The 21,105-nt window shown below is 69.9% G+C and carries 22 protein-coding genes; 8 read left to right on the forward strand and 14 right to left on the reverse strand.

Annotated features, from left to right (window positions below; all coding sequences use genetic code 11):
- Positions 1-59 precede the first annotated feature (59 nt).
- From ACFV6H_RS06595 to ACFV6H_RS06605, 3 genes are all read right to left on the reverse strand, one after another.
- Positions 60-806, reverse strand: a complete 747-nt coding sequence (locus ACFV6H_RS06595) for a succinate dehydrogenase/fumarate reductase iron-sulfur subunit (protein ID WP_384975049.1) — start codon at positions 804-806, stop codon at positions 60-62.
- Entirely contained in the window at positions 803-2,788 is a 1,986-nt protein-coding gene (locus tag ACFV6H_RS06600) for a fumarate reductase/succinate dehydrogenase flavoprotein subunit (protein WP_385539772.1), read from the reverse strand. Before ACFV6H_RS06600 ends, ACFV6H_RS06595 begins: the two co-directional genes overlap by 4 nt.
- A 129-nt stretch (positions 2,789-2,917) precedes the next feature.
- Positions 2,918-3,628, reverse strand: coding sequence for a succinate dehydrogenase (locus ACFV6H_RS06605; RefSeq protein ID WP_385539254.1), 711 nt, complete (start codon positions 3,626-3,628; stop codon positions 2,918-2,920).
- Between the two features lie 96 nt (positions 3,629-3,724).
- Here ACFV6H_RS06605 and ACFV6H_RS06610 point away from each other — a divergent pair, with 96 nt between their 5' ends.
- Positions 3,725-4,708, forward strand: a complete 984-nt coding sequence (locus ACFV6H_RS06610; protein ID WP_385539774.1) for a LysR family transcriptional regulator — start codon at positions 3,725-3,727, stop codon at positions 4,706-4,708.
- On the opposite strand, the gene ACFV6H_RS06615 is transcribed toward ACFV6H_RS06610, so the two are convergent.
- The 4 genes from ACFV6H_RS06615 to ACFV6H_RS06630 form a co-directional block, all read right to left on the reverse strand.
- Positions 4,678-6,837, reverse strand: a complete 2,160-nt coding sequence (locus tag ACFV6H_RS06615; RefSeq protein ID WP_385539256.1) for a putative bifunctional diguanylate cyclase/phosphodiesterase — start codon at positions 6,835-6,837, stop codon at positions 4,678-4,680. The genes ACFV6H_RS06610 and ACFV6H_RS06615 overlap by 31 nt on opposite strands.
- The gene (locus ACFV6H_RS06620; RefSeq protein WP_384975053.1) at positions 6,834-7,646 is read right to left on the reverse strand and encodes an SAM-dependent methyltransferase; all 813 of its coding nucleotides are present in this window, start codon (positions 7,644-7,646) and stop codon (positions 6,834-6,836) included. Before ACFV6H_RS06620 ends, ACFV6H_RS06615 begins: the two co-directional genes overlap by 4 nt.
- Positions 7,647-8,016: 370 nt before the next feature.
- Positions 8,017-8,961 (reverse strand): SCO0930 family lipoprotein, encoded by a 945-nt coding sequence (locus ACFV6H_RS06625; RefSeq protein WP_093603447.1) that lies wholly within the window; start codon positions 8,959-8,961, stop codon positions 8,017-8,019.
- Between the two features lie 385 nt (positions 8,962-9,346).
- On the reverse strand, positions 9,347-9,580 hold the full coding sequence (locus ACFV6H_RS06630) for a hypothetical protein (protein ID WP_385539259.1): 234 nt from the start codon (positions 9,578-9,580) through the stop codon (positions 9,347-9,349).
- Between the two features lie 77 nt (positions 9,581-9,657).
- On the opposite strand from ACFV6H_RS06630, the gene ACFV6H_RS06635 reads away from it, so the two are divergent.
- The 3 genes from ACFV6H_RS06635 to ACFV6H_RS06645 all read left to right on the forward strand — a co-directional run bounded on the left by ACFV6H_RS06635 (position 9,658) and on the right by ACFV6H_RS06645 (position 11,385).
- Positions 9,658-9,807, forward strand: coding sequence for a hypothetical protein (locus ACFV6H_RS06635; RefSeq protein WP_384975055.1), 150 nt, complete (start codon positions 9,658-9,660; stop codon positions 9,805-9,807).
- Positions 9,808-9,821: 14 nt separating this feature from the next.
- Complete coding sequence (locus ACFV6H_RS06640; RefSeq protein WP_385539262.1) at positions 9,822-10,586, forward strand: hypothetical protein; 765 nt, start codon at positions 9,822-9,824, stop codon at positions 10,584-10,586.
- Between the two features lie 226 nt (positions 10,587-10,812).
- Complete coding sequence (locus tag ACFV6H_RS06645; RefSeq protein ID WP_385539264.1) at positions 10,813-11,385, forward strand: hypothetical protein; 573 nt, start codon at positions 10,813-10,815, stop codon at positions 11,383-11,385.
- A gap of 129 nt (positions 11,386-11,514) precedes the next feature.
- On the opposite strand, the gene ACFV6H_RS06650 is transcribed toward ACFV6H_RS06645, so the two are convergent.
- Positions 11,515-12,000, reverse strand: coding sequence for a hypothetical protein (locus tag ACFV6H_RS06650; protein ID WP_093604296.1), 486 nt, complete (start codon positions 11,998-12,000; stop codon positions 11,515-11,517).
- 311 nt (positions 12,001-12,311) lie between these two features.
- On the opposite strand from ACFV6H_RS06650, the gene ACFV6H_RS06655 reads away from it, so the two are divergent.
- Complete coding sequence (locus ACFV6H_RS06655) at positions 12,312-12,971, forward strand: class F sortase (RefSeq protein WP_385539266.1); 660 nt, start codon at positions 12,312-12,314, stop codon at positions 12,969-12,971.
- A gap of 146 nt (positions 12,972-13,117) precedes the next feature.
- On the opposite strand, the gene ACFV6H_RS06660 is transcribed toward ACFV6H_RS06655, so the two are convergent.
- The gene (locus ACFV6H_RS06660) at positions 13,118-13,978 is read right to left on the reverse strand and encodes a polysaccharide deacetylase family protein (protein WP_385539268.1); all 861 of its coding nucleotides are present in this window, start codon (positions 13,976-13,978) and stop codon (positions 13,118-13,120) included.
- 246 nt (positions 13,979-14,224) lie between these two features.
- Between ACFV6H_RS06660 and ACFV6H_RS06665 the strand changes: the two genes are divergently transcribed.
- Positions 14,225-14,683: a universal stress protein gene (locus tag ACFV6H_RS06665; RefSeq protein WP_384975059.1), complete on the forward strand. Its 459-nt coding sequence runs from the start codon at positions 14,225-14,227 to the stop codon at positions 14,681-14,683.
- A 153-nt stretch (positions 14,684-14,836) separates the two neighbouring features.
- Here ACFV6H_RS06665 and ACFV6H_RS06670 read toward each other — a convergent pair whose 3' ends face one another.
- Entirely contained in the window at positions 14,837-16,021 is a 1,185-nt protein-coding gene (locus ACFV6H_RS06670; protein WP_385539270.1) for a CapA family protein, read from the reverse strand.
- Positions 16,022-16,284: 263 nt separating this feature from the next.
- Between ACFV6H_RS06670 and ACFV6H_RS06675 the strand changes: the two genes are divergently transcribed.
- Positions 16,285-16,863: a sigma-70 family RNA polymerase sigma factor gene (locus tag ACFV6H_RS06675; RefSeq protein ID WP_385539272.1), complete on the forward strand. Its 579-nt coding sequence runs from the start codon at positions 16,285-16,287 to the stop codon at positions 16,861-16,863.
- On the opposite strand, the gene ACFV6H_RS06680 is transcribed toward ACFV6H_RS06675, so the two are convergent.
- Positions 16,800-17,240 carry a zf-HC2 domain-containing protein gene (locus ACFV6H_RS06680; RefSeq protein WP_385539273.1) on the reverse strand — a complete coding sequence of 147 codons (441 nt, stop codon included), beginning with the start codon at positions 17,238-17,240 and terminating at the stop codon, positions 16,800-16,802. The genes ACFV6H_RS06675 and ACFV6H_RS06680 overlap by 64 nt on opposite strands.
- Positions 17,241-17,311: 71 nt before the next feature.
- Between ACFV6H_RS06680 and ACFV6H_RS06685 the strand changes: the two genes are divergently transcribed.
- Entirely contained in the window at positions 17,312-17,881 is a 570-nt protein-coding gene (locus ACFV6H_RS06685) for a hypothetical protein (protein ID WP_385539275.1), read from the forward strand.
- A 27-nt stretch (positions 17,882-17,908) separates the two neighbouring features.
- On the opposite strand, the gene ACFV6H_RS06690 is transcribed toward ACFV6H_RS06685, so the two are convergent.
- From ACFV6H_RS06690 to ACFV6H_RS06700, 3 genes are read right to left on the reverse strand one after another with little or no spacing between them, the layout of a single operon-like run.
- Positions 17,909-19,099, reverse strand: a complete 1,191-nt coding sequence (locus tag ACFV6H_RS06690; RefSeq protein WP_385539277.1) for a sensor histidine kinase — start codon at positions 19,097-19,099, stop codon at positions 17,909-17,911.
- The gene (locus ACFV6H_RS06695) at positions 19,096-20,658 is read right to left on the reverse strand and encodes a cation acetate symporter (RefSeq protein ID WP_384975065.1); all 1,563 of its coding nucleotides are present in this window, start codon (positions 20,656-20,658) and stop codon (positions 19,096-19,098) included. Before ACFV6H_RS06695 ends, ACFV6H_RS06690 begins: the two co-directional genes overlap by 4 nt.
- Complete coding sequence (locus ACFV6H_RS06700) at positions 20,655-21,026, reverse strand: hypothetical protein (RefSeq protein ID WP_237540227.1); 372 nt, start codon at positions 21,024-21,026, stop codon at positions 20,655-20,657. Before ACFV6H_RS06700 ends, ACFV6H_RS06695 begins: the two co-directional genes overlap by 4 nt.
- Positions 21,027-21,105: the final 79 nt, after the last annotated feature.

Below are 21,105 nucleotides of genomic sequence, written 5' to 3' on the forward strand. Positions count from 1 at the left end.
TGCCCTCACCGCGGCGGACCGAATCTCGATCCCACAGACCGGAGAGAAGAGAGCGCCCGCTAGCGCGCCACCTTGCGCGTCGCCCTCAGCCATTCCCTGTTCATTGCGGCGATCGATGGGAGTGGGATGCCCTTCGGGCAGGCCGTAGCGCATTCGCCGGTGAGGGTGCAGCCGCCGAAGCCTTCTTCGTCCATGGTGGCGACCATGTCGAGGACGCGGGTCTCGCGTTCGGGGGCGCCTTGAGGGAGGACGTTGAGGTGGTTGACCTTGGCCGAGGTGAAGAGCATCGCCGAGCCGTTGGGGCAGGCCGCGACGCAGGCGCCGCAGCCGATGCATTCGGCGTGGTCGAAGGCAAAGTCGGCGTCGGGTTTGGGGACCGGTGTGGCGTGGGCTTCCGGTGCGGCGCCGGTCGGGGCGGTGATGTAGCCGCCCGCGCCGATGATCCGGTCGAACGCCGAGCGGTCCACCACCAGGTCCTTGACCACCGGGAAGGCCCCGGCGCGCCAGGGCTCGACATCGATGGTGTCGCCGTCCTTGAAGTGCCGCATATGGAGCTGGCAGGTGGTGGTGCGCTCGGGGCCGTGGGCGTCGCCGTTGATGACCACGCCGCACGCGCCGCAGATGCCCTCGCGGCAGTCGTGGTCGAAGGCGACCGGCTCGTCGCCTTCGAGTATCAGCTGCTCGTTGAGTGTGTCGAGCATCTCCAGGAAGGACATGTCCTCGGAGATGCCGTCGATGCCGTAGGTGACCATGGCACCGGTGGCGTCGGCGTCCGGCTGGCGCCAGACGCGCAGGGTGAGCCTCATGCGTAGCTCCGCTGGGTGGGATGGATGTACTCGAAGACGAGGTCTTCCTTGTGCAGGACGGGCGCGGTGCCGGTGCCGGTGAATTCCCAGGCCGCCGCGTACGCGAACTCCTCGTCGCGGCGCGCCGCCTCACCGCCCTCGGTCTGTGACTCCTCGCGGAAGTGGCCGCCGCAGGATTCGGCGCGGTGCAGCGCGTCGAGGCACATCAGCTCGGCCAGTTCCAGGTAGTCGACCATGCGATTGGCCTTCTCCAGCGACTGGTTGAGCTGTTCGCCGGTGCCTGGCACCTTGATCCGCCGCCAGAACTCCTCGCGGATCTGCGGGATCCGGTCGAGCGCCTTGCGCAGTCCCTGCTCGTCGCGCGCCATACCGCAGTGGTCCCAGAGCAGTTCGCCGAGCTCCTTGTGGAACGAGTCGGGCGTACGGTCGCCGTCGACGGCGAGCAGCAGCCGCAGCCGGTCCTCGGTCTCGGCGACGGCCTCGGCGACCACCGGGTGGGAGTCGTCGATCTCGTCGTGGTGCGGATTGCGGGCGAGATAGTCGTTGATGGTGGACGGCAGGACGAAGTAGCCGTCGGCGAGGCCCTGCATCAGCGCGGACGCGCCGAGCCGGTTGGCGCCGTGGTCGGAGAAGTTGGCCTCACCGATCGCGAACAGGCCGGGCACGGTGGTCTGGAGGTCGTAGTCGACCCAGAGTCCGCCCATCGTGTAGTGGATCGCCGGATAGATCCGCATCGGCACCTCGTAGGGATCCTCGGCGGTGATCCGCTCGTACATCTCGAAGAGATTGCCGTACTTCTCCTCGACGGCCTTGCGGCCGAGCCGGGCGATGGCGTCGGCGAAGTCCAGATAGACGCCCTGGCCACCCGGGCCGACGCCGCGTCCTTCGTCACAGACGTTCTTCGCGGCCCGTGAGGCGATGTCGCGCGGCACGAGATTGCCGAAGGAGGGATAGATCCGCTCCAGGTAGTAATCCCGCTCGTCCTCCGGGATCTCGGCCGGCGGGCGCCGGTCGCCGGCCGTCAGCGGCACCCAGATACGGCCGTCGTTGCGCAGCGACTCGCTCATCAGCGTCAGCTTGGACTGATGCTCTCCGGAGCGCGGGATACAGGTCGGATGGATCTGGGTGAAACAGGGATTGGCGAAGAGGGCGCCGCGCCGGTGGGCCCGCCAGACTGCGGTGGCGTTGCTGTTCTTGGCGTTGGTCGAGAGATAGAAGACATTGCCGTAGCCACCGGACGCGAGGACGACCGCGTCGGCGAAGTACGTGGAGATCTCGCCGGTGATCAGATCGCGGGCCACGATGCCACGGGCCCGTCCGTCGACCACGATCAGATCGAGCATCTCGGTGCGCGGATGCATCTCGACGGCGCCGGCCGCTATCTGCCGGGACAGCGCCTGGTAGGCGCCGAGGAGGAGTTGCTGGCCCGTCTGGCCGCGCGCGTAGAACGTACGGGAGACCTGGACGCCGCCGAAGGAGCGGGTGTCGAGGAGTCCGCCGTACTCCCGGGCGAAGGGCACACCCTGGGCGACGCACTGGTCGATGATCTCGACCGAGACCTCGGCGAGCCGGTGCACATTGGACTCACGGGCGCGGAAGTCGCCGCCCTTGACGGTGTCGTAGAAGAGCCGCTGGACGGAGTCGCCGTCGTTGCGGTAGTTCTTCGCCGCGTTGATCCCGCCCTGCGCGGCGATGGAGTGGGCTCGGCGCGGCGAGTCCTGGTAGCAGAACTGGACGACGTGGTAGCCCTGTTCGGCGAGTGTCGCGCCCGCCGCGCCGCCCGCGAGGCCCGTACCGACGACGATGACGGTGTGCTTGCGGCGGTTGGCGGGATTCACCAGCTTCGCCTCGAAGCGGCGACGGTTCCAGCGCTCGGCGACGGGCCCGTCCGGCGCCTTGGTGTCGGCGATCGGCTCGCCGACGGTGTACGCGGCGTAATCGGTGTAGCCGGCGGTGTGGTCGGCGTGGGCGGTCCTGTTCATGCTCGGCTCATCCCTGTCCTTGCTGTCCATGCTCAGCCTGTCCGTGCCGTCCGCCGTCTTGTCCACCCGGTCCGTCCTGTCGTCCTTGTCGTCCGCCCGGCCCGTCCTGTCCGTGGTGCTTTCCATCTCTCAGCTCACCACTCCGGTCATCACGGCGACGGGTATGGAGATGAAGCCCGCAGTCAGCGCGAACGCCAGCACTCCGGCCGAGGTCTTCAGTGCGCGTTCACGGGCGGCGCTGCCCACGCCGAGCGTCTGGGCCGCGCTCCAGAAGCCGTGCAGGATGTGCAGGCCGAGCGCGAGCATCGCGACGATGTAGATGACGTTCCCGTACCAGGTGGAGAAGGTGTCCACGACGTTCTGGTAAGGATGGCCGGGCTGGAAGCCTCCGGGATGCGCGGTGCCGGTCGTCAGATCGAGGATGTGCCAGACGATGAACAGGGCGAGGATGATCCCGCCCCAGCGCATGGTGCGAGTGGCGTACGTGGCGCGCGCCCGCTTGTGCGCATAGCCGACCGGGCGGGCCGCACGGTCGCGGCGGCTGAGCTGGTACGCGCAGACCGCGTGCAGCACCACGGCCACGACCAGCACCACCCGGAGGATCCAGAGCGCCCACTCGTAGTGCAGAACCGGTTCGCCCAGGGTCCGCAGCCAGTGTGCGTATCCGTTGAACTCCGGTGCCCCGAAGAAGATCTTGAGATTGCCGAGCATATGCGCGACCAGATAGCCGAGCATGATCAGGCCGCTCACGGCCATGACCGTTTTCTTCCCGATCGTCGATCCCCAGAGGGTGCGGGTCATGGACGGCCGTTGGTCCGTCCCCCGCGTTGCCAGCGCCATGGACAGCACGCTAGGCCGCCCGCCGCCCAGTGGTCCAAGACATGGTCCGGCTGATCTCCATAGCCGCTGGCTATCATGCGATCTACTCTGGTTCTTATGCAGTTCCAGCAGCTTCTCTACTTCGTGGCCGTCGCCGAGACCAGGCACTTCACCCGCGCCGCGGAACGGGTCCATGTGTCGCAGCCCTCCCTCTCGCAGCAGATCAGAGCGCTGGAGAAGGAGCTGGGCGCCGAGCTGTTCAGCCGCGCCCGCGGCAATGTGGCCCTCACCGACGCGGGCGAGGCGCTGCTGCCGCTCGCCCGGCGCATCCTCGCCGACACCGAGACCGCCCGGCACGAGGTGCAGGAGCTGGTGCAGCTCCGGCGTGGCCGGGTGAGGCTGGGCGCGACACCCAGTGTGTGCACGGGCCTGCTGCCCGATGTGCTGCGCGCCTTCCACGATCTGCATCCGGGCATCGAGCTGCTGATCGAGGAGAGCGGTTCGCACGATCTCGTACGGGAGCTGGCGCGCGGCGCGCTGGATCTGGCGCTGGTGGTCATGCCGCTGCCGGCCGCGTCACCGGCGCTGACCACGGTCGAGCTGCTGCACGAGGATCTGGTCGTGGTCTCGTCGGCCGCCGCTTCGGCGCCGCGCCGCCCGCTCAGGATCGCCGATCTGGAGGGCGAGCCGCTGGTGATGTTCCGGCACGGCTACGACCTGCGCGAACTGACGGTGGCGGCCTGCCGGGCCGCCGGATTCGAGCCGTCGTTCACGGTGGAGGGCGGCGAGATGGACGCCGTGCTCGGTTTCGTACGGGCCGGTCTCGGTCTGGCGGTCGTACCGAGCATGGTGGCCGCGCGGGCGCGCGATCTACGGGTCACCGCCCTGGCCAGGCCGGGACTACGCCGTACGATCGCGCTCGCGCACCGCAGCGATGTCGCGCCGCCGCGCGCCGCCCGCGAGCTCCAGCGCGTGCTGCTGGCCACCCAGGCCGCGGCCCCGGGAAGAGCCGCGGTCCCAGGAAGAGCTACGGCCCCGGCAAGAACCGGGACCGCGGCTGTTACGAACGGTCAGACCGCGTCCGCAAGCGACAGCTCGTGAAGCTGCTCGGGCGGCCCGGGTCTGGCGTAGTACCAGCCCTGCGCGGTGTCGCAGCCCAGCCGGCGCAGATGCTCCGCCTGCGCTCCGGTCTCCACGCCCTCCACCGTGACGGCCAGCTCCAGGCTGTGCGCGAGCGACACGATCCCTTCGACGATCTTCAGATCGACCGGATCCGCCGGATGCTGCTGCATCCCCTGGGTGAAGGAACGGTCCAGCTTGAGCACGCTCACCGGCAGCCGACGCAGATTGGCCAGATTCGAGTAGCCGGTCCCGAAGTCGTCCAGCGCGATGTCGACGCCCATCTCGGCGAGCTGGCGCAGCGGTTTGAGCAGATCCTCGTCGGCCCCGATCAGCCCCGACTCGGTGACCTCCAGACAGAGTGAGCCGGGCGGCAGACCGATACGCTCCAGCACCTCCACCGTGTCGGAGACCAGCCCCGGGTGGTGGAGCTGCGTCGGGGAGAGATTCACATTGATCCGCAGCGGTCCGCCGAGCGTGCCCGCGGGAAGTGTCTGGTGCCAGAACATGGCCTGCCGTACGGACTGTTCCAGCACCCAGCGGCCGAGCGGCACGATCAGTCCGGTGTGCTCGGCGAGCGGGATGAACCGGTCGGGCCCGAGCACTCCGTGCTGCGGATGCGACCAGCGCACCAGCGCCTCCGCGCCGTGCACGGAGCCGTCCTCCAGATGGACCAGCGGCTGGTACTCGATGAAGAACTCACCGCGCTCCAGGGCCGCCGGCAGCGCCGTGGTCAGCCCGTGCCGGGTGATGGCGCGGGCATCGGCCTCCGGATCGGCCAGCTCGTAGCGGTTGCCGCCCGCCGCCTTGGCCCGGTACATGGTGATGTCCGCGCTGCGCAGCACCTCCGCCGGGCTGTGCTCGGCGGCGAGTCCCTCCACGATGCCGATGCTGCCGCGTACGGTGAACTCCCGGCCGTCGAGCAGGATCGGCGTGGCCAGTACGCCGAGGATCCGCGAGGCCAGATCGGCCACACCACGCTGAGTGTCCGGGCCCGTGGTCAGCGCCACGAACTCGTCGCCGCCGAGCCGGGCCACCATCTCGCCGGGCGCGGTGGCGCAGCTCTGGAGCCGGTCCGCGACCTCGACGAGCAGCCGGTCCCCGGACGCGTGGCCGAGGCTGTCGTTGATCGCCTTGAAGCCGTCGAGATCGAGATAGCAGAGACCGAAGCGCGTGCTCCCGGCGGCGGAGAGCGTCTTGTCGAGACGCTCGAAGAACAGAGTCCGGTTGGGCAGTCCGGTCAGCGCGTCATGGGTGGCCTCGTACCGCAGCCGCAGATTGAGCAGCCGCCGCTCGGTGGTGTCCTCCATCAGCGCGAGCTGGTACTGCGGCGCGCCCTCGGTGTCGCGGAGCAGCGAGACCGTCAGATTGGTCCAGAGTACGGTGCCGTCGTTGCGGTAGAACGGCTTCTCGACCCGGAAGTTCTCACGCTCACCGCGCACCAGTTCGCCGTACATCCGCCAGACGTGCGGTACGTCCTCGGGATGGACCCACTCACTGACGTTCCTGCTGCGGACATGGTGTTCCAGTCCGCCGAACATCTCGGTGAGCGTCTCGTTGACCTCCAGCACATTGCCTTCGAGGTCGGCGATGCCGATACCGACGGCCGCGCCGTCGAAGACCGCGCGGAACCGTGTCTCGGTGGCGTGCAGCGCCTCTTCGGCATGGCTGCGGGCGGCGAGCGCGGAGCGCGCGATGGCCTCCTGCTCGGCGAGGGTGCGCTCACGCAGGGCCTGGGCGAAGCCCGCGGCGAGGGAGTGCTGGAGCCGGGCGCAGCGGGCCCGGCCCTCCTCGACCGGCAGTTCGTCCGTACCGCAGTACAGGACCAGATAGGAGTCGATGACGCCCAGTGTGCGCGTGAGGGCCTCGGGGTCGGTGCAGTGCGCCAGGACCAGCTCGGCGCCGACGCGCGCCGCGGGCGCGGTGTCGAACGGGCGCGCGTGCAGCGCGTCCGCCAACTTCCTTGCCAGCGGCATCAGATGGGTCTCGAACTCGGGGCGGGTCAGCGGCGTGGCCGTGGCCGGGAAGATCGCCCGGCTCCAGATGGTCGCGAACCGTCTCAGTCTGTCCTCCGGACCGTCCGGGCCTGCCGGCTGCGACGGGACCATCACGCTTTGCGTCCTACTCCGGCGATGCCCGAGTAGGCATACGGATCCTCCTGGGCGTCCGGGCAGTCCGGCCGCCACTCGGGCATGAACACCAGGCCGGGCTCGACCAGTTCGAAGCCGTCGAAGAAGCGGGCTGTCTCCGTGCGTGACCGCATCACCAGCGGATTGCGGATGTTCCGGTAGACGCCGACCGCGCCGTCCGCCTGCTCGGGAGTGAGCGGCAGACGGTCGTACGAGGCGTGCGTGAGGACGAGCAGACTGCCGGGCGCGAGCGCGTCACGCAGCTCGGCCACCGCGCCGTACGGATCGTCCTCGTCCTCCAGGAAGTGCAGCACGGCGACGAGCAGCAGCGCCACGGGCCGGTCCAGGTCGAGCAGTTGGAGCGCCTCGGGACTGGTGAGTATCTGACCGGGCTTGCGCAGATCGGCGCTCACGATCGCGGCGTTGTGGTTCCCGTCGAGAACGGCCCGGCTGTGGGCGACGGCGACCGGGTCGTGATCGACATAGACCACCCGGGCTTCGGGGTTCGCGGTCTGGGCGACTTCATGGACATTGCCGAAGGTGGGAATACCGGAACCGATGTCGAGAAACTGCGAGATGCCTTCGTTCAGGGCGAATTCCACCGCACGGCGCATGAACGCCCGATTCGCCTTCATGATCTTGGGAAGCCCCGGCATGAACTCCATTGCCTTGCGCGCGGCTTCCCTGTCCACCTCGAAATTGTGCGAACCGCCCAGATAGTAGTCGTAAATGCGGGACACGCTCGGCATCGATATGTCGATGCCTCGCGGAGCCCAGGCGGGACGCTCCATCGATGTCTCCAACAAGTCGCCACGGATCGCGGCCAGGTACCTGGCCGGTTGTTCGAGCCGAGGCTACTGATCGACCGCCAAGAGGGCGAGCCCAAACGGAAATCAGCGATCCGTTCTTGGTCACACGCCGGCGGCATGTGCGACCGGTCCGCCGTCACACGGAGGGGCGTGACGGCGGACCGACGGGCCGGAGGCGCGGCGTGGGGACTCAGGGCCTCTCGTCCGGGTCTTGCCGGGCTCGCGTGCCCTGGTGCCGCGCCTCGCCGCGTTGTCGTCGGTCACCAGGGCTCCGCCATGGCTCCCTCCTCCGCCTTGCGATCCACGGCACCAGACCCCGCTCCCTGATCCGGCCTGACCCAGACGAAAGACCCTACTTCGGCGCTCCGACCAGCTTGGCATTCGGCGAAACCGCGTACCAGGTGCCGCCGACGCCCTGACCATTGGTGTCGCCCGGCTTTGTGTCACCGGTGAAGGTGTAGATCGGCCAGCAGTCGATGCTCTGCTGCTTGATTCCGTCGGGCCTGTCGAAGGTCACGAAGCCCTTCTCGATGATGCCTTCGGTGTCATTCTTGTCGACGGGAGCGACAACCGGCCACTTCTCCAGGCACTCGCCGGTGCAGGCCGACGACATCGGCCAGGCGGTGTCCTTCTTGAACCGGTACACCGTCATTCCCTTTGAATCGACCACAATGTCGCCGAGCTTGGGATCCTTGCGGACGGACAGGCCCGGCAGGTCACCGGCGGTCACCTCGCCGCCCGCGGCGCCCGCCGGGGCCGCCTTCTTGCCGTCGGGAGCGGAGGCGAACCAAGTGCCGCCCACACCCTGACCGTTGGCGTCGCCGGGGCTGGTGTCCTTGGCGTAGCGGTACATGGGCCAGCCCGCGATGGTGAGCTGCTTGGTGCCGTCGGCCCTGGTGATCTCGCCGAGCAGTGAGGGATCGGTGCCCGGCGCGGCCTCGGCGTCGCCCGCGGCCACCACGGGCCAGGCGGTCACACAGTCGCCCTCGCAGTTCGACTTGGGCGGGTTGGCCGTGTCCTTGTCGAAGCGGTAGAGCGTGAACCCCGCGCTGTCGGTGAGGACCTCGCCGAGCTCCTTGCTGTCCCACACGGCGAGTTGACCGGCCGACTTGGCCTCGGGCGCGGCGCCCGTGTCGGTGCCGTAGCCGCTGTCCGCGCCGTAACCGGCGTCGGCCGGCTTGGCGGCGCCGACAGACTGGCCGTTGGTGTCGGTGCCCTGCTCCTGACCGCACGCCGTCGTCAGGGCCAGTACGGCCGCCGCGGTCACCGCGAGCGAGGCGTTCCGCCAGGTGTTCATGTCAACTCCTGTTGTTCGTAAGCCAGTTGCTGCGCCTGGGTGCGCCTTTCATGGCCCTAAGTACGGGCCGGGACCACCGCTGTGTTCAACGCGACCGGAAAAAACTTCCGGCGGTCTTCGAACGGCCTTCCGGCGGCCAAACCTCCGGCGGTCGAAAAGCCCCTATCCGGGGGAATCCGAGCAACTTCCGGCGTGCCACGGCAAAATGGGGAACAAGCTCCTGCCGTGTATCGATCACTTGTCGGACGGCTGCTCGCGGCAGCCACGCTCATATCGCTGTCGGCCGTTCCCGTGCCGGCCGTGGCGCACAGCTGCGCCTACGCCTCGCTCGGTCCCGGCGGCCTGGGCTCGGTGGTGTCCGTGGCGGGCAGCGGTGACTGCCGGCCTACGCCGACTCCTCCGCCACCGCCGAACCCGCCGCCTCCACCACCACCGCCCACTCCTCCCCCGCCGCCCACGCCTCCTCCACCACCACCGCCTCCGACGCCACCACCACCGCCGCCACCTCCGACCGCCGCGCCGAAGCCGCCGCCACCTCCGCCACCTCCGGTCCGCCCGGCTCCCCGGCCGCCGCGCCCGGCCCCGCCGCCGCCCGCGCCCGCGCCGCCGCCGGAGCCACCGCCCGCGCCGGTCCCGAGCCCGGTTCGGCCGTCGCCGACGCCGTCCGCGAGCCCGTCGAAGTCCTCGGCGGCTCCGGTGGCTCCGACGCCGCCGGTGGCCCTGCCCGCCTATCGCAAGGCGACCCGCGAGCAGCCCGCCGGCGGGCCTTCGATGGTCTCGCTGATGCTCCTGATCACGGCTCCGGCCGTACTCGCCGTCGCCATCCTGCGTCCGCGCTCCCGCTGATCCATGGAGAATCCATGTCGGAATGGCTCGTTCTGAGCATCGCGATGGCCGCCGCCTGCGCGGTCGTCCTCACCATCGTCGTGATCAACAACCGCCGTATCCCGGACGACGACGATCCCACCGGAACACCCGACGTCATGGAGTACATGACGATGATGATCGGCGTGATCTACGCGATCGTCCTGGGCCTCGCGATCGCCGGTGTCTGGGAGGGCCGCAGCGCGGCCCAGGAGTCCGTACGCCAGGAGGCCCAGTCGCTGCACGAGATCCAGCAGCGGGTCCAGGTCTATCCGGCCGAGGTCAGGGACCGGATCCGCGGCGACATCGACGCGTACGTCTCGTATGTCGTCCACACCGAGTGGCCACACATGTCCGAGCACGAGGCCCTCAGCGCGAAGGGCACCGAGCTCTTCGACCGGATACGGCGTGATGTCACCCGGTACGCGCCACGGACCGAGCTGGAGGGCCAGGCCTATCAGCCGCTGGTCGACGAGGTGGCCTCGGCGGACGACGCCAGAGGGGCCCGTGGGCAGAACGCGGGAGCCACGATGCCCGGAGTCGTCTGGTTCGGCCTGATCACCGGCGCCGTGGTCACGGTGGGGCTGATCTTCGTCCTCCAGATCCGCCGCACCTTCCGTGAACTGCTGCTGGCAGGGCTCTTCAGCGCGCTGATCGCCTTCCTGCTCTTCCTCATCTGGGACTTCGACGCCCCGTACGGCCGAGGGATCGCCGCGACCGCGGCTCCCTTCCTCGATCTGTTCCCGCAGATCGGGTCCTGAGGCAGACCGGCTCCTGAGGCCGCGGCGATCGGCCTTCTGAGGGGCGCGGCGCGGCACCGACCGGGGCATGGGCATCCGCCGACCGGGGGACATCCATGCCCCATTCGCCCGCCAGCGATCGCGGGTGTGATAACGGGCTCCTACCGTTTCTCGCATCGAGGTGCATTCCCTGACATTTGCGGAAAAAGGTTCCGCTGCTGCTCCTCGGGGACCCGGAGGATTCACCATGCGCGCGATACGTGCCGCGTCCGCCGCTCTGCTGGGAGTGGCCGCACTCGCCCTGACCGCTCCCACCGCCGTGGCCGCGGTCGACGGAAGTGTCACGCCGTTCGGATTCACCGTGACCCCGTCCACGATCAACCCCGGCGGAAAGGTGACCCTGGGCGTCACCAAGTGCAGTTCTCCCGCCACGGCCTCCTCAGGGGTCTTCGACAACGTCACCATCCCGTCCGGCAGCACCGCCACGGCCACCGTCGACTGGGACGCCAAGGCCGGCGCCAGGTACATCGTGACCTTCACCTGCGACGGAATGTCGGCGAAGACCACCCTCGCCATCTCCGGCTCCCCCCAGACCCCCGCGCCCAATCCGGTCCCCACGACGAACAGCACCGCGACGCGGGCGGCCACGGCCCCGGCCCCGGTCAGCTCCAGCTCGCCCGGAGGCGTCCGAGGCGGCCTCGGCGGCAGCATCGGAGGTCTGAACATCGCCGAGATCGTCACCGGCACCGCACTGGTGGTGGCAGGCGCCACCGGCACCGTCTACGCCATACGCCGTCGAGCGATGAACCGTGGGCACTGACCGTCCGCGGCCCTCCGCCCAGGAACGCCCGTCGCCGGAACGCCCGTCGCCCCGAGTCCTCCGCCTGGACTCGGGGCGACGGGCATTCGGGGCGCTCCGGCCCACGGGACGGCCTGGCGGCAGGGCCGGTCAGACTCCCGCACCGGTCAGCCGACGGCGCCGTGCGATGAACAGGGAACCGCCGATGGCCGCCGAGGCGACCAGCCCGCCGCCGACCGCCATCTCCGTGGAACTGGGGCCGATGGAGCCGCCGAGCCCGCCCAGCGCGCCGCGGCCCTGGAGCACCTCGAACTGGTGGGTCTCGACCCGGTTGTTGTCGCTGCACTTGACGGCGAGGTTGTAGCGGCCTGGCGTGGCGTCGTCGAAGATCCGTGCGGTGGCCCGGGACGTCCCCGCCGGATTGACCGAGAGATCGACCCGCCGGAAGGCGTTGGACGTAACGGTCCCGCCGTGGCCGCAGCCCTGGACGGTGATCTCGATCCTGCCGCCCTGATGGACCGAGAACGGGTTGACGGTGACATTCCTCGGACCGTCCGTGGCGGCGGCGAGTGGAGCGGAGAGCGCCACGGCCGCGCAGGCGGCCGCGGACACCGCGAGAGCGCGTGAAGCACGCATCGTTGAACCTCCAGCGGAAGACGCCCCAAAGCGGTGCTCCGGGAGATTCGACGAGTACGCCTTCCATGACGAACCATCACCGCGCGACCTGATCGTCGCACTTCGGCACTGGTCCACCCCGGTGAGCCGACACGCCGGACGGAGGCCGCCCACCCGGACGGAGACGCAGGTCACCGCCCGTCAGAAGTTTTTATATGCCGATTACTCGGATGGGTCAGCGCGGCAGGCGCCGCCACCCGTTCGCCCGTCTCTGATCGCGGGCTCGGCGGACCGCGCTTACCGTGCCAGCAGACGTCCACGAAGGGAGAACTATGGGCAAGAACCATTACGCTCCGGAGTCGAGGATGCGCTCGCCCTGGGGGGTTCTGGCTCTCGTCATGCTCACCGGCATCGCCCTGATACGGAATGGGGTGGACGTACCGCTGGGGCCGCCGCAGCCCGCGGCGGCGGCGGGACTGGGCAAGCCGGATCCGGCAGCAGCGGCCGCGCACACGGCCGCGATCGTCAAGCCGCTGCCGTACGCGCCGATGGCACGGGTGCGGATCCCGGCCATCAAGGTCGACACCCCGGTGGTGGACGTGGGCCTCGACGCGGACGGCTGGATCGCGGCGCCGCCGCCACGGGATCCCAATCTGGCCGGCTGGTACCAGAACGGCGTCGCACCGGGCCAGCGTGGCACCACGGTGGTCGTGGGGCATGTCGACAACCAGGCGGGGCCCGCCGTCTTCTTCGCGCTGGGCTCGCTGGAGAAGGGCCAGCGCATCGAGGTGACCCGGCTCGACGGCCGGACGGCCGTGTTCGTGATCTACGGCGTCGAGGTCTTCGCCAAGGACGACTTCCCAGGAGCCCGGGTCTACGGCGACACCGGCCATGCCGAGCTGCGGGTCATCACCTGCGGCGGCGGCTATTCGAAGGCCGGCGGCTATGCCGGCAATGTCGTGGTCTTCGCCCGGCTGGCCGAGACGCGCTGAGCCACGGAAAGACTGCCGCGCCACGGAAAAACCGCGGAAAAGACAAAAAGCCACGGAAAAGACTTGGGCCGGCCGGCTCACTCGGGCCGGCCGGCCCTTCGGTGCGGACATCTCATCGGTGCGGTCGTCTCATCGAACCGTCCGGCTCATCGGTGCGGCACCGCGATGCGGTAGCCGTCCTTCAGCAGTTTGGGCAGATAAACACGGAGCGCCGCCACGCTCTGCGAGCGGTTGCCGCCCGCGTCGTGCGACAGGACCACGACGCCGGGCCCGGCGCCGTCCAGCACCCTGCTGACGATCTTCTCGGTGCCGGGCACGTTCCAGTCGAGAGTGTCGACGGTCCAGGCGAGCGGCTCCATGCCCAGCTCGGCGCCGATCTCGAAGGAGTGCTTGTTCCAGGCACCGTAGGGCGCCCGGTACCAGAGCGGCGCGGTACCGATGGTCTCCTCGATCAGTTCGCTGGTCCGCCCCAGTTCCTTGCGGATACTGGACGGAGCGAGGCTCGGCACCAGCGGATGGGTCCAGGTGTGATTGCAGACGACATGCCCGTCGTCGGCGATCTCCCGCAGCAGATCGGGATAATCCTCGACCATCCCGCCGCAGACGAAGAACATCGCGCGTACGTCATAGGTCCTGAGCGTTCGCAGGATGCCCGGTGTGTAGCGCGGATCGGGCCCGTCGTCGAAGGTGAGCACCATGCTGCGGCCCAGCTCGGGCAGGGCCAGGATGGGGTTCTTGCGTACCGGAGGCGCGGCTCTGCGGTAGCCGAGCGGAGCGCTCTCGATCATGGGCTGGAGCCGGTACGCGGAGGGCTTGAGCGGGGCGCTCGCCCTGGCTCCCGCCGCCTCCACCGCGTCCTTGGAGCCCGCCGGCGGCGCCGGGACCACGGAGGGACCGGGCGTCTGGGCCTGTCCTGCGGTGATCATCCGGGCGGCGAGGGCGGCGCCCAGGCAGGCGGCGACCCGCAGGACGGCACGGCGCCCCGGAATCATCTGATCCTTTTTCATGACCAATGGCTCGCACGGCGGATGCTTTCCGTCACTCAGCAACACCCCAAAACCGGGCGAAAGCACCCGATGGGATGAGCACCGCTCCGGTCCCTGGCCCGCGCGCCGACGGGACCGGAAGTGTCTCACGGATGGCCGACCGGGTGACAATCGCGATCACCCGGCCGCCGCCGTAACGGCCGGCCCCTCGGCTCGTTAAGGAACACCGTTCATCGACGGTCCACCGGGAGCCGATAGCCTGCGTATGTGACCCAGCAGCCCACCAGATTCGAACGCGGCACCGACGGCCCCAAGGTGATCGTCGTCGGTGTGGACGGATCGCAGTCCTCGTTCCGCGCGGCCTCGTACGCCGGCGGTCTCGCCCGGCGGCAGAACTCGCTGCTCGCCATCGTCTATGTACAGCCGGTGCTCGCGGCGGGCGCGGCCCTCGGCGCCCCGGTCGCGGACACGACCGGGGAGATCGCCGAAGGGCTGGTGGAGGAGGTCCGCGAGGCGATCGAGCGGGTCAAGGACGTCTGGGACGTCCGCTGGGAGTTCCATACGTTCCACGGGGACCCGTACAACGGACTGGTCACCGCGGCCGACGAGCTGAAGGCCGACGCCGTGGTGGTGGGTGCCTCCGAGTCGGCCGGGCACCGGATCATCGGCTCGGTGGCGGTACGGCTGGTCAAGGCGGGCCGCTGGCCGGTGACGGTCGTCCCGTAACCCGGGAGCCGCAGCCCGGGAGCCGATGACGCTCGCCCGGCGATCCGACCCCTGGCCGACGCGTCCCACCGCCCCGTGGCCGCCGCCCGTCGCCCGCTCCGCGCCCTTCCGGCAGGCATCGGCATCCTCGGCCCACGGTCTTCCGCGCGGCCCTCAGCGGCCCATCGTGAGCCCGTCCGCCGCCGCGCCCCGGCTGAGGACCGCCTCGCTGATGTCCGACTGGATCTCCCGGTAGTCCTCCCGCCCCGGATCCCGCTGTACGGCCTCCGGCAGATGGACCACCCGCAGCGTGTCCAGATCCATCATCTGCGGGATGAACTCGGCCTTCTTCACCTGCCAGCGCTCTCCCTTCGCCGCGGGCGGCGCGAAGGTGAAGCGGCCGATCGAGCCGTGGTTGCCCCGCCCGTCGAGCTCGCCGTCGTTGTTGGTCATCGTGCCGGCGACCTGGTCGCCCATCCCGTAGATGATCCAGGTGCCGTTGACCTTCTGGTACGGCTGCGGCACATGCGCGTGCGTACCGAGGATCAGATCGATGTCGGGCCGGCTTCCGTTGCGGGACGCGGTGAGCTTCTTGCCCAGTTCGAGCTGTTCCGCGTCGGGCTCGGTCTGCCACTCGGTGCCCCAGTGCAGACTGACCACGACGACATCGGCCCCGGCGCTGCGCGCGGCGCGCGCGTCGGCGATGATCTGGTCCTCGTCGAGGAGACCGACCGCCCACGGCTGGTCCTCGGGAAACGGATTGTCGTTGGTGCCGAAGGTGTAAGCGAGCTGGGCGACCTTGGCACCGCCCGCCTTCATCAGGGCCGGACGCATGGCCTCCGCGGCCGAGCGGGCCGAGCCCGCGTGTTTGACGCCCGCCTTGTCGAGGGCGTCGAGAGTGCGGCGTACACCGTCGGCTCCGTCGTCCAGGCTGTGGTTCGACGCGGTGGAGCAGGAGTCGTAACCGGTGTCCTTGAGGCCCTGGGCGATCTCCGGCGGCGACACGAAGGCCGGATAGCCGCTGTACGGGCCGCCCTCCTCGCCGTACACGGTCTCCATATGACAGATCGCCAGATCTGCGCCGGAGACGACAGGCTTGACGGCGGCGAACATCGGCGCGAAGTCGTAGCCGTCGTCCTCCGCGTCGGACTCTCCCTGGGCGATGACGGAGTCGTGCGGAAGGACATCGCCCGTGGCGACCAGGGTGAATCCGCCCTTCTTGGCGGCGCCGTCCGCCGTGGGCCCGTGGTGCGGCGGACGGTCGTGGGTGGCGGGCCGCCCGGGGCCCGCGCAGGCCGCCGCGGTTCCGAGGAGCACCACGGCGGCGGCCATCGCTCCTTGTCGCATGCGCTTGGTCATGAGCCGTACTCCGTCTTTCGGGGATATCGACGCAATGAATCCATATGGTCATATAAATAGATGTCAAGTAACCAAGCCGACAAGGCCGGAGAAAGGGACTGAACGCCTCCGCCGGACCGTTCATCGCACCACTCGTCGCAGTGAGCGACCGCTCGTCGCAGACCTCTGCGCTCCGTCTGTCCCCCGGCGCCGCCATGCGCTCGTATACGGCAGGCGGCAGCACCACCGCAGGACGGCGAACCCGACGGGAAAGGGCGTTCACGATGACCACCGCCACGGCCACGGAGACGACCGACGAGCGGGCGCTGAAGGAGCTTCAGCGCGCGCACGGCCCGGCCCTGATGAACTTTCTGCTGGGACTGACCTACGGCGACCGGCAGCGCGCCGAGGATCTGGCCCAGGAGACGCTGGTACGGGCCTGGCAGCACCCGGAGGCATTCGAGGCGCCCTTCGACTCCATGCGGCCCTGGCTGTTCACCGTCGGCCGCAGGCTGGCGATCGACGCCCGCAGGTCCCGGATGGCGCGGCCCAGCGAGGTCAGCGACGGGATCCTCGCCGCCACGCCCGATCCGGAGGACCGCACGGAGAGCGCGGTCGCGGTACTGGACGTACGGAAGGCCGTGAAGGCGCTGAGCCATGACCACCGCGAGGTCCTGGTGCAGATCTACTTCCGCGGACTGAGCGTCGCCGAGACCGCGCGGACGCTGGGCATCCCGGAGGGCACGGTCAAGTCCCGTTCGTACTACGCGCTACGGGCGCTGAGCCGCTCCCTGCCCGGCTACAGCAGATCGTCCTCGTCGCAGAGCGCGAGCAGCGACGGCATACCGGCCACCTCCAGATAGGCCGTACCGCACAGCTCACAGCCGGCGAGATGGTCCACGACCCGCCGGTCCTCCTCGGGCGCGAGCGCGCCGAGCACATGGGCTCCGAGCAGTGTGCGCACATGCGGACCGGCCGGGACGGGATGTGGCTCGGGATGCGGCTCCGGGCGTGGTTCCGGATACGGCTCCGGGCGTGACTCGGTGCGTGGTTCCGGATGCGGCTCCGGGCGTGACTCCGGGCGCGGCGCGGGACAGGAGCCGGAGCGTCGGCCCGACGACGGGCCGGAATCAGCCGTTCCGCTGTCGGAATCCGCCGTTCCACCGCCGTCCGCGACACCGTCGGCCACACCCGTCACAATCCGCTCCCGTCCGCCGTCCGATCCTGCCCTTCTGGCCACGCGAGGCGGCCTCCGCCGGTTCAATGCTCCCTGAAGCAGGCTTCGGGGGAAGGAAGGAAGGCGGAAAAGCGATGCGTCCGGAAAGTACCGAAGGGGTAGGTGGTGGCGGTCTGCTGGTGCCGATGGCTTGGATGTACGCCGAGTACATCGCCGACGAGCTGCTGCGCACCGGTGATCTGATGCCGCCCACGACGCTGGAGTACCGGGCCGGCCGGGACGCGCTGGCCCTGACCATTTTCCTCTCCGACGGCCCGGTGGGCGGTCGGCGGTTCCAAGGCGTCGTGGCCCGTATGGACGAGTGGCGCTCGCTCACGGCGTACGGCACGAGCTGGCGCGACTGGGTCTGTACCCGGCTCGACCGGCTGGAGGCGGCGGCCTTCGAGTCCGGCTCCCGCAGCCATGATCCGGATCTGGAGCTGGCGGGCGCGGCCTGGCGGTGGCTGGAGGAGACGGAGCTGCTGGCGGCCGATCTCGACGCCATGGGTCCGGCGAGCGGGGATCCGTTCTCGGCCGGAGAGGCCGAAACGGCCTCGGTGGCGCGGGAGTACGGAGCGGGCGGAGAGGAGGAGGGACCTCAGGTGTGGACGCCGGCCTGGCAGCTCGGGCTGCCGCTGGGACATCTGGCGATGCATCTGTTCTGATCGGGTCCGACCGAGTCCGACCGGGCCTCAGGTGCCGTGTACGCCCGCCCGGTACTTGGGTATCCGTACGGTGATCTTCGTTCCGGCGTCCACTCCCGTCTCGATGACCAGCCCGTACTCGTCCCCGTAGACCTGGCGGAGCCGCTCGTCCACATTGAGCAGTCCGATCCCGGTGGACGCGCCGCCCTCGCCGCGCAGGATCCGGCGCAGCCGGTCCGGCTCCATACCGACGCCGTCGTCCTCGATCACCACCTCGGCCTCCGCTCCCGCGTCGAGCGCGCTGATGGTGATTCGGCTTCTGGTGACGGCTCCTTCGAGGCCGTGCTTGACCGCGTTCTCGACGAGCGGCTGAAGACAGAGGAACGGCATCGCGACGGGCAGGACCTCCGGGGCGACCTGGAGCGTCACCGAGAGCCGTTCGCCGAACCGGGCCCGTACGAGCGCCAGATACTGGTCGATCGAGTGCAGTTCGTCGGCGAGAGTGGTGAAGTCGCCGTGCCTGCGGAACGAGTAGCGGGTGAAGTCGGCGAACTCCAGGAGGAGTTCACGGGCCCGCTCCGGATCGGTACGGACGAACGAGGCGATGGCGGCCAGGGAGTTGAAGATGAAGTGCGGTGAGATCTGCGCCCGCAGCGCCTTGATCTCGGCCTCGATCAGCCGGGTGCGGGAGCGGTCCAGCTCGGCCAGTTCGAGCTGGACGGAGACCCAGCGCGCGACCTCCCCGGCCGCCCTGGCCAGCACCGCCGACTCCCGTGGCGCATAGGCGACCAGCGTGCCGAGCACCCGGTGGTCGACGGTGAGCGGAGCCGCCACCGCCCAGCGCAGCGGACAGTCGAGATCGCCGCAGCCGCTGGCGAAGGCCGTGTCACGGCCGCTGTCCAGCGGCGCCCGCACATGGTCCATCACGTGTTTGCCGTGGTGTTCGCCCAGACCGTCCCAGACGAGGACCTGCTCCCGGTCGGTGAGGCAGAGCGCGTCGGTGCCGAGCAGGGAGCGGAGTCTGCGGGCGGCCTTGCGCGCGCTCTCCTCGGTGAGTCCGGCCCTGAGCGGCGGCGCGGCGAGCGAGGCGGTGTGCAGTGTCTCGAAGGTGGCGTGCTCCACGGGAGTGCCGACATCGCTGGTCCGCGCGGGCCGCGCGGTGCGCCGGCCGAGGACGAAGCCGCCCGCGAGCAGCAGCGGGCCGAGGACGATCAGTACGGCGAGGGCCGCGCCGCTCATCGGACACCTCCCGTACCACTCGTACCACCAGTGCCACTCGTACCACCGGTGCCGCTGGTGCCGTCCAGGCCGCCCGGGCCGCCGCGCGCGCCCGGCATCAGGGCCTCCGGCAGATGGAACCGTGTCATGGCCGCGTTGGTGCCCGGCGGTATCCGGCCGCGTGTGGCCAGGGACACCAGGATCATCGCGAGAAAGCCGACCGGCACCGACCAGACGGCGGGCCAGGCGAGCAGCGCGTGCGGCCAGCCGGACCGTACGACGCCGCTGACCGTGATCACCGTGGCGGCGAACGCCAGCCCGCCGCCGAGCAGCAGTCCGGCGATCGCACCGGGCGGAGTGAGCCGGCGCCACCAGATGCCCAGCACCAGCAGCGGACAGAACGAGGACGCGGAGACCGCGAAGGCCATCCCGACGGAGTCGGCCACGGGCATCCCGCTGACCAGCAGCGAGCCGCCGAGCGGTACGGCCATGGCGAGCGGTGTGGCCAGTCTGAAGTGCCGTACGCCACGCGACGGAAGGACATCCTGGGTGAGGACGCCCGCGACGGCCATGGTCAGTCCGGAGGCCGTGGACAGGAACGCGGCGAAGGCGCCGCCCGCCACGAGCGCGCCCAGCAGCGCTCCGCCGAGACCACCGATCGCACGCTCCGGCAGCAGCAGCACGGCGGCGTCGGCGTTCGCGCCGTGCGGCAGTTCGGCCACGTACAGCCTGCCCAGCGCGCCGTAGACGGGCGGCAGCAGATAGAACGCGCCGATCAGCGCCAGGACGAAGACCGTGGTGCGGCGGGCGGCCCGGCCGTTGGGGCTGGTGTAGAAGCGGACGACGACATGCGGCAGGCCCATCGTGCCGAGGAAGGTCGCCACGATCAGTCCGTACGTCGCGTAGAGAGGATGGTCGGCGCGGTCCGCGACGGCGCTCGTCAGCCCGAGATCGACGCGCGGCCGGCCGTCGCCCTGCCAGGCCAGCAGCAGGAAGAGCGCCGGTACGAGCAGCGCGGTGAGCTTGAGCCAGTACTGGAACGCCTGGACGAAGGTGATGCTGCGCATTCCGCCCGCCGCGACCGCGACCACCACGACCAGCGCGACGAGCACTCCGCCGAACCAGTCCGGCGCGCCGGTCAGAATCCTCAAGGTCAGCCCGGCGCCCTGGAGTTGGGGCACCAGATAGAGCCAGCCCGCGCCGACCACGAACACACTCACCAGTCGGCGCACCGCGCGTGATTCGAGCCGCCCTTCGGCGAAGTCGGGCAGTGTGTAGGCGCCGGAGCGGCGCAGCGGCGCGGCCACGAAGACCAGCAGCACCAGATAGCCGGCGGTGTAGCCGACCGGATACCAGAGCATGTCGGGGCCGTGCAGCAGCACCAGGCCCGCGACACCGAGGAAGGAGGCGGCGGAGAGGTACTCGCCGCTGATCGCGGCGGCGTTGAGCCCGGGGCCCACGGTGCGGGAGGCGACATAGAAGTCGGAGGTGGTACGGGAGATCCGCAGCCCGAAGCCGCCGACAAGGACGGTGGCGAGGACGACGACGGTGACGGCCGTCACCGTATAGCTCTGGCTCACGGAACGGGCCGGCCCTTCACCAGCCGGGCGAAATCACGCTCGTTGCGCTCCGCGCGCCGTACGTACCACCAGGCGAGCAGTGTGAGCAGCGGATAGGCGGCGAAGCCGAGCACCACCCAGACCGCGGTCGCGTCCCGCAACGCGGCGAAGGCCAGCGGCAGTGTGCCGGCGACCAGCGCGAGCACGGCGAACGCGGAGAGCCCGGCCCGTAGTTGACTGCGCATCAGGGAGCGTACATAGGCGTCGCCGAGGGCGGTCTGCTCCTCGATCTCCGCCTGGGCGCGGTAGCGCGGCAGCGGCCGTACGCGCCGGGACTCGCCGGTGACGACCTCGCGCCGGGGCGCGGGCTGCCGGGACTCTCCCGTCATACGCGCTCCTCCCGTCGGGCCCGCGCCGGAACCGCCCTGTGCCGGAACCACCCTGTGTCCGGACCCGGCCCTGTGCCCG

This window comes from Streptomyces sp. NPDC059743, from assembly GCF_042732975.1.
Taxonomy (GTDB): domain Bacteria; phylum Actinomycetota; class Actinomycetes; order Streptomycetales; family Streptomycetaceae; genus Streptomyces.

Excerpts from the sequence above, each read along its gene's own strand:
- ACFV6H_RS06595 (WP_384975049.1), bottom strand. The coding sequence starts at position 806 with ATGAGGCTCACCCTGCGCGTCTGGCGCCAGCCGGACGCCGACGCCACC.
- ACFV6H_RS06600 (WP_385539772.1), bottom strand. The coding sequence starts at position 2,788 with ATGAACAGGACCGCCCACGCCGACCACACCGCCGGCTACACCGATTAC.
- ACFV6H_RS06605 (WP_385539254.1), bottom strand. The coding sequence starts at position 3,628 with ATGGCGCTGGCAACGCGGGGGACGGACCAACGGCCGTCCATGACCCGC.
- ACFV6H_RS06610 (WP_385539774.1), top strand. The coding sequence starts at position 3,725 with ATGCAGTTCCAGCAGCTTCTCTACTTCGTGGCCGTCGCCGAGACCAGG.
- ACFV6H_RS06620 (WP_384975053.1), bottom strand. The coding sequence starts at position 7,646 with ATGGAGCGTCCCGCCTGGGCTCCGCGAGGCATCGACATATCGATGCCG.
- ACFV6H_RS06625 (WP_093603447.1), bottom strand. The coding sequence starts at position 8,961 with ATGAACACCTGGCGGAACGCCTCGCTCGCGGTGACCGCGGCGGCCGTA.
- ACFV6H_RS06640 (WP_385539262.1), top strand. The coding sequence starts at position 9,822 with ATGTCGGAATGGCTCGTTCTGAGCATCGCGATGGCCGCCGCCTGCGCG.
- ACFV6H_RS06645 (WP_385539264.1), top strand. The coding sequence starts at position 10,813 with ATGCGCGCGATACGTGCCGCGTCCGCCGCTCTGCTGGGAGTGGCCGCA.
- ACFV6H_RS06650 (WP_093604296.1), bottom strand. The coding sequence starts at position 12,000 with ATGCGTGCTTCACGCGCTCTCGCGGTGTCCGCGGCCGCCTGCGCGGCC.
- ACFV6H_RS06655 (WP_385539266.1), top strand. The coding sequence starts at position 12,312 with ATGGGCAAGAACCATTACGCTCCGGAGTCGAGGATGCGCTCGCCCTGG.
- ACFV6H_RS06660 (WP_385539268.1), bottom strand. The coding sequence starts at position 13,978 with ATGAAAAAGGATCAGATGATTCCGGGGCGCCGTGCCGTCCTGCGGGTC.
- ACFV6H_RS06670 (WP_385539270.1), bottom strand. The coding sequence starts at position 16,021 with ATGACCAAGCGCATGCGACAAGGAGCGATGGCCGCCGCCGTGGTGCTC.
- ACFV6H_RS06675 (WP_385539272.1), top strand. The coding sequence starts at position 16,285 with ATGACCACCGCCACGGCCACGGAGACGACCGACGAGCGGGCGCTGAAG.
- ACFV6H_RS06685 (WP_385539275.1), top strand. The coding sequence starts at position 17,312 with ATGCGTCCGGAAAGTACCGAAGGGGTAGGTGGTGGCGGTCTGCTGGTG.
- ACFV6H_RS06690 (WP_385539277.1), bottom strand. The coding sequence starts at position 19,099 with ATGAGCGGCGCGGCCCTCGCCGTACTGATCGTCCTCGGCCCGCTGCTG.
- ACFV6H_RS06700 (WP_237540227.1), bottom strand. The coding sequence starts at position 21,026 with ATGACGGGAGAGTCCCGGCAGCCCGCGCCCCGGCGCGAGGTCGTCACC.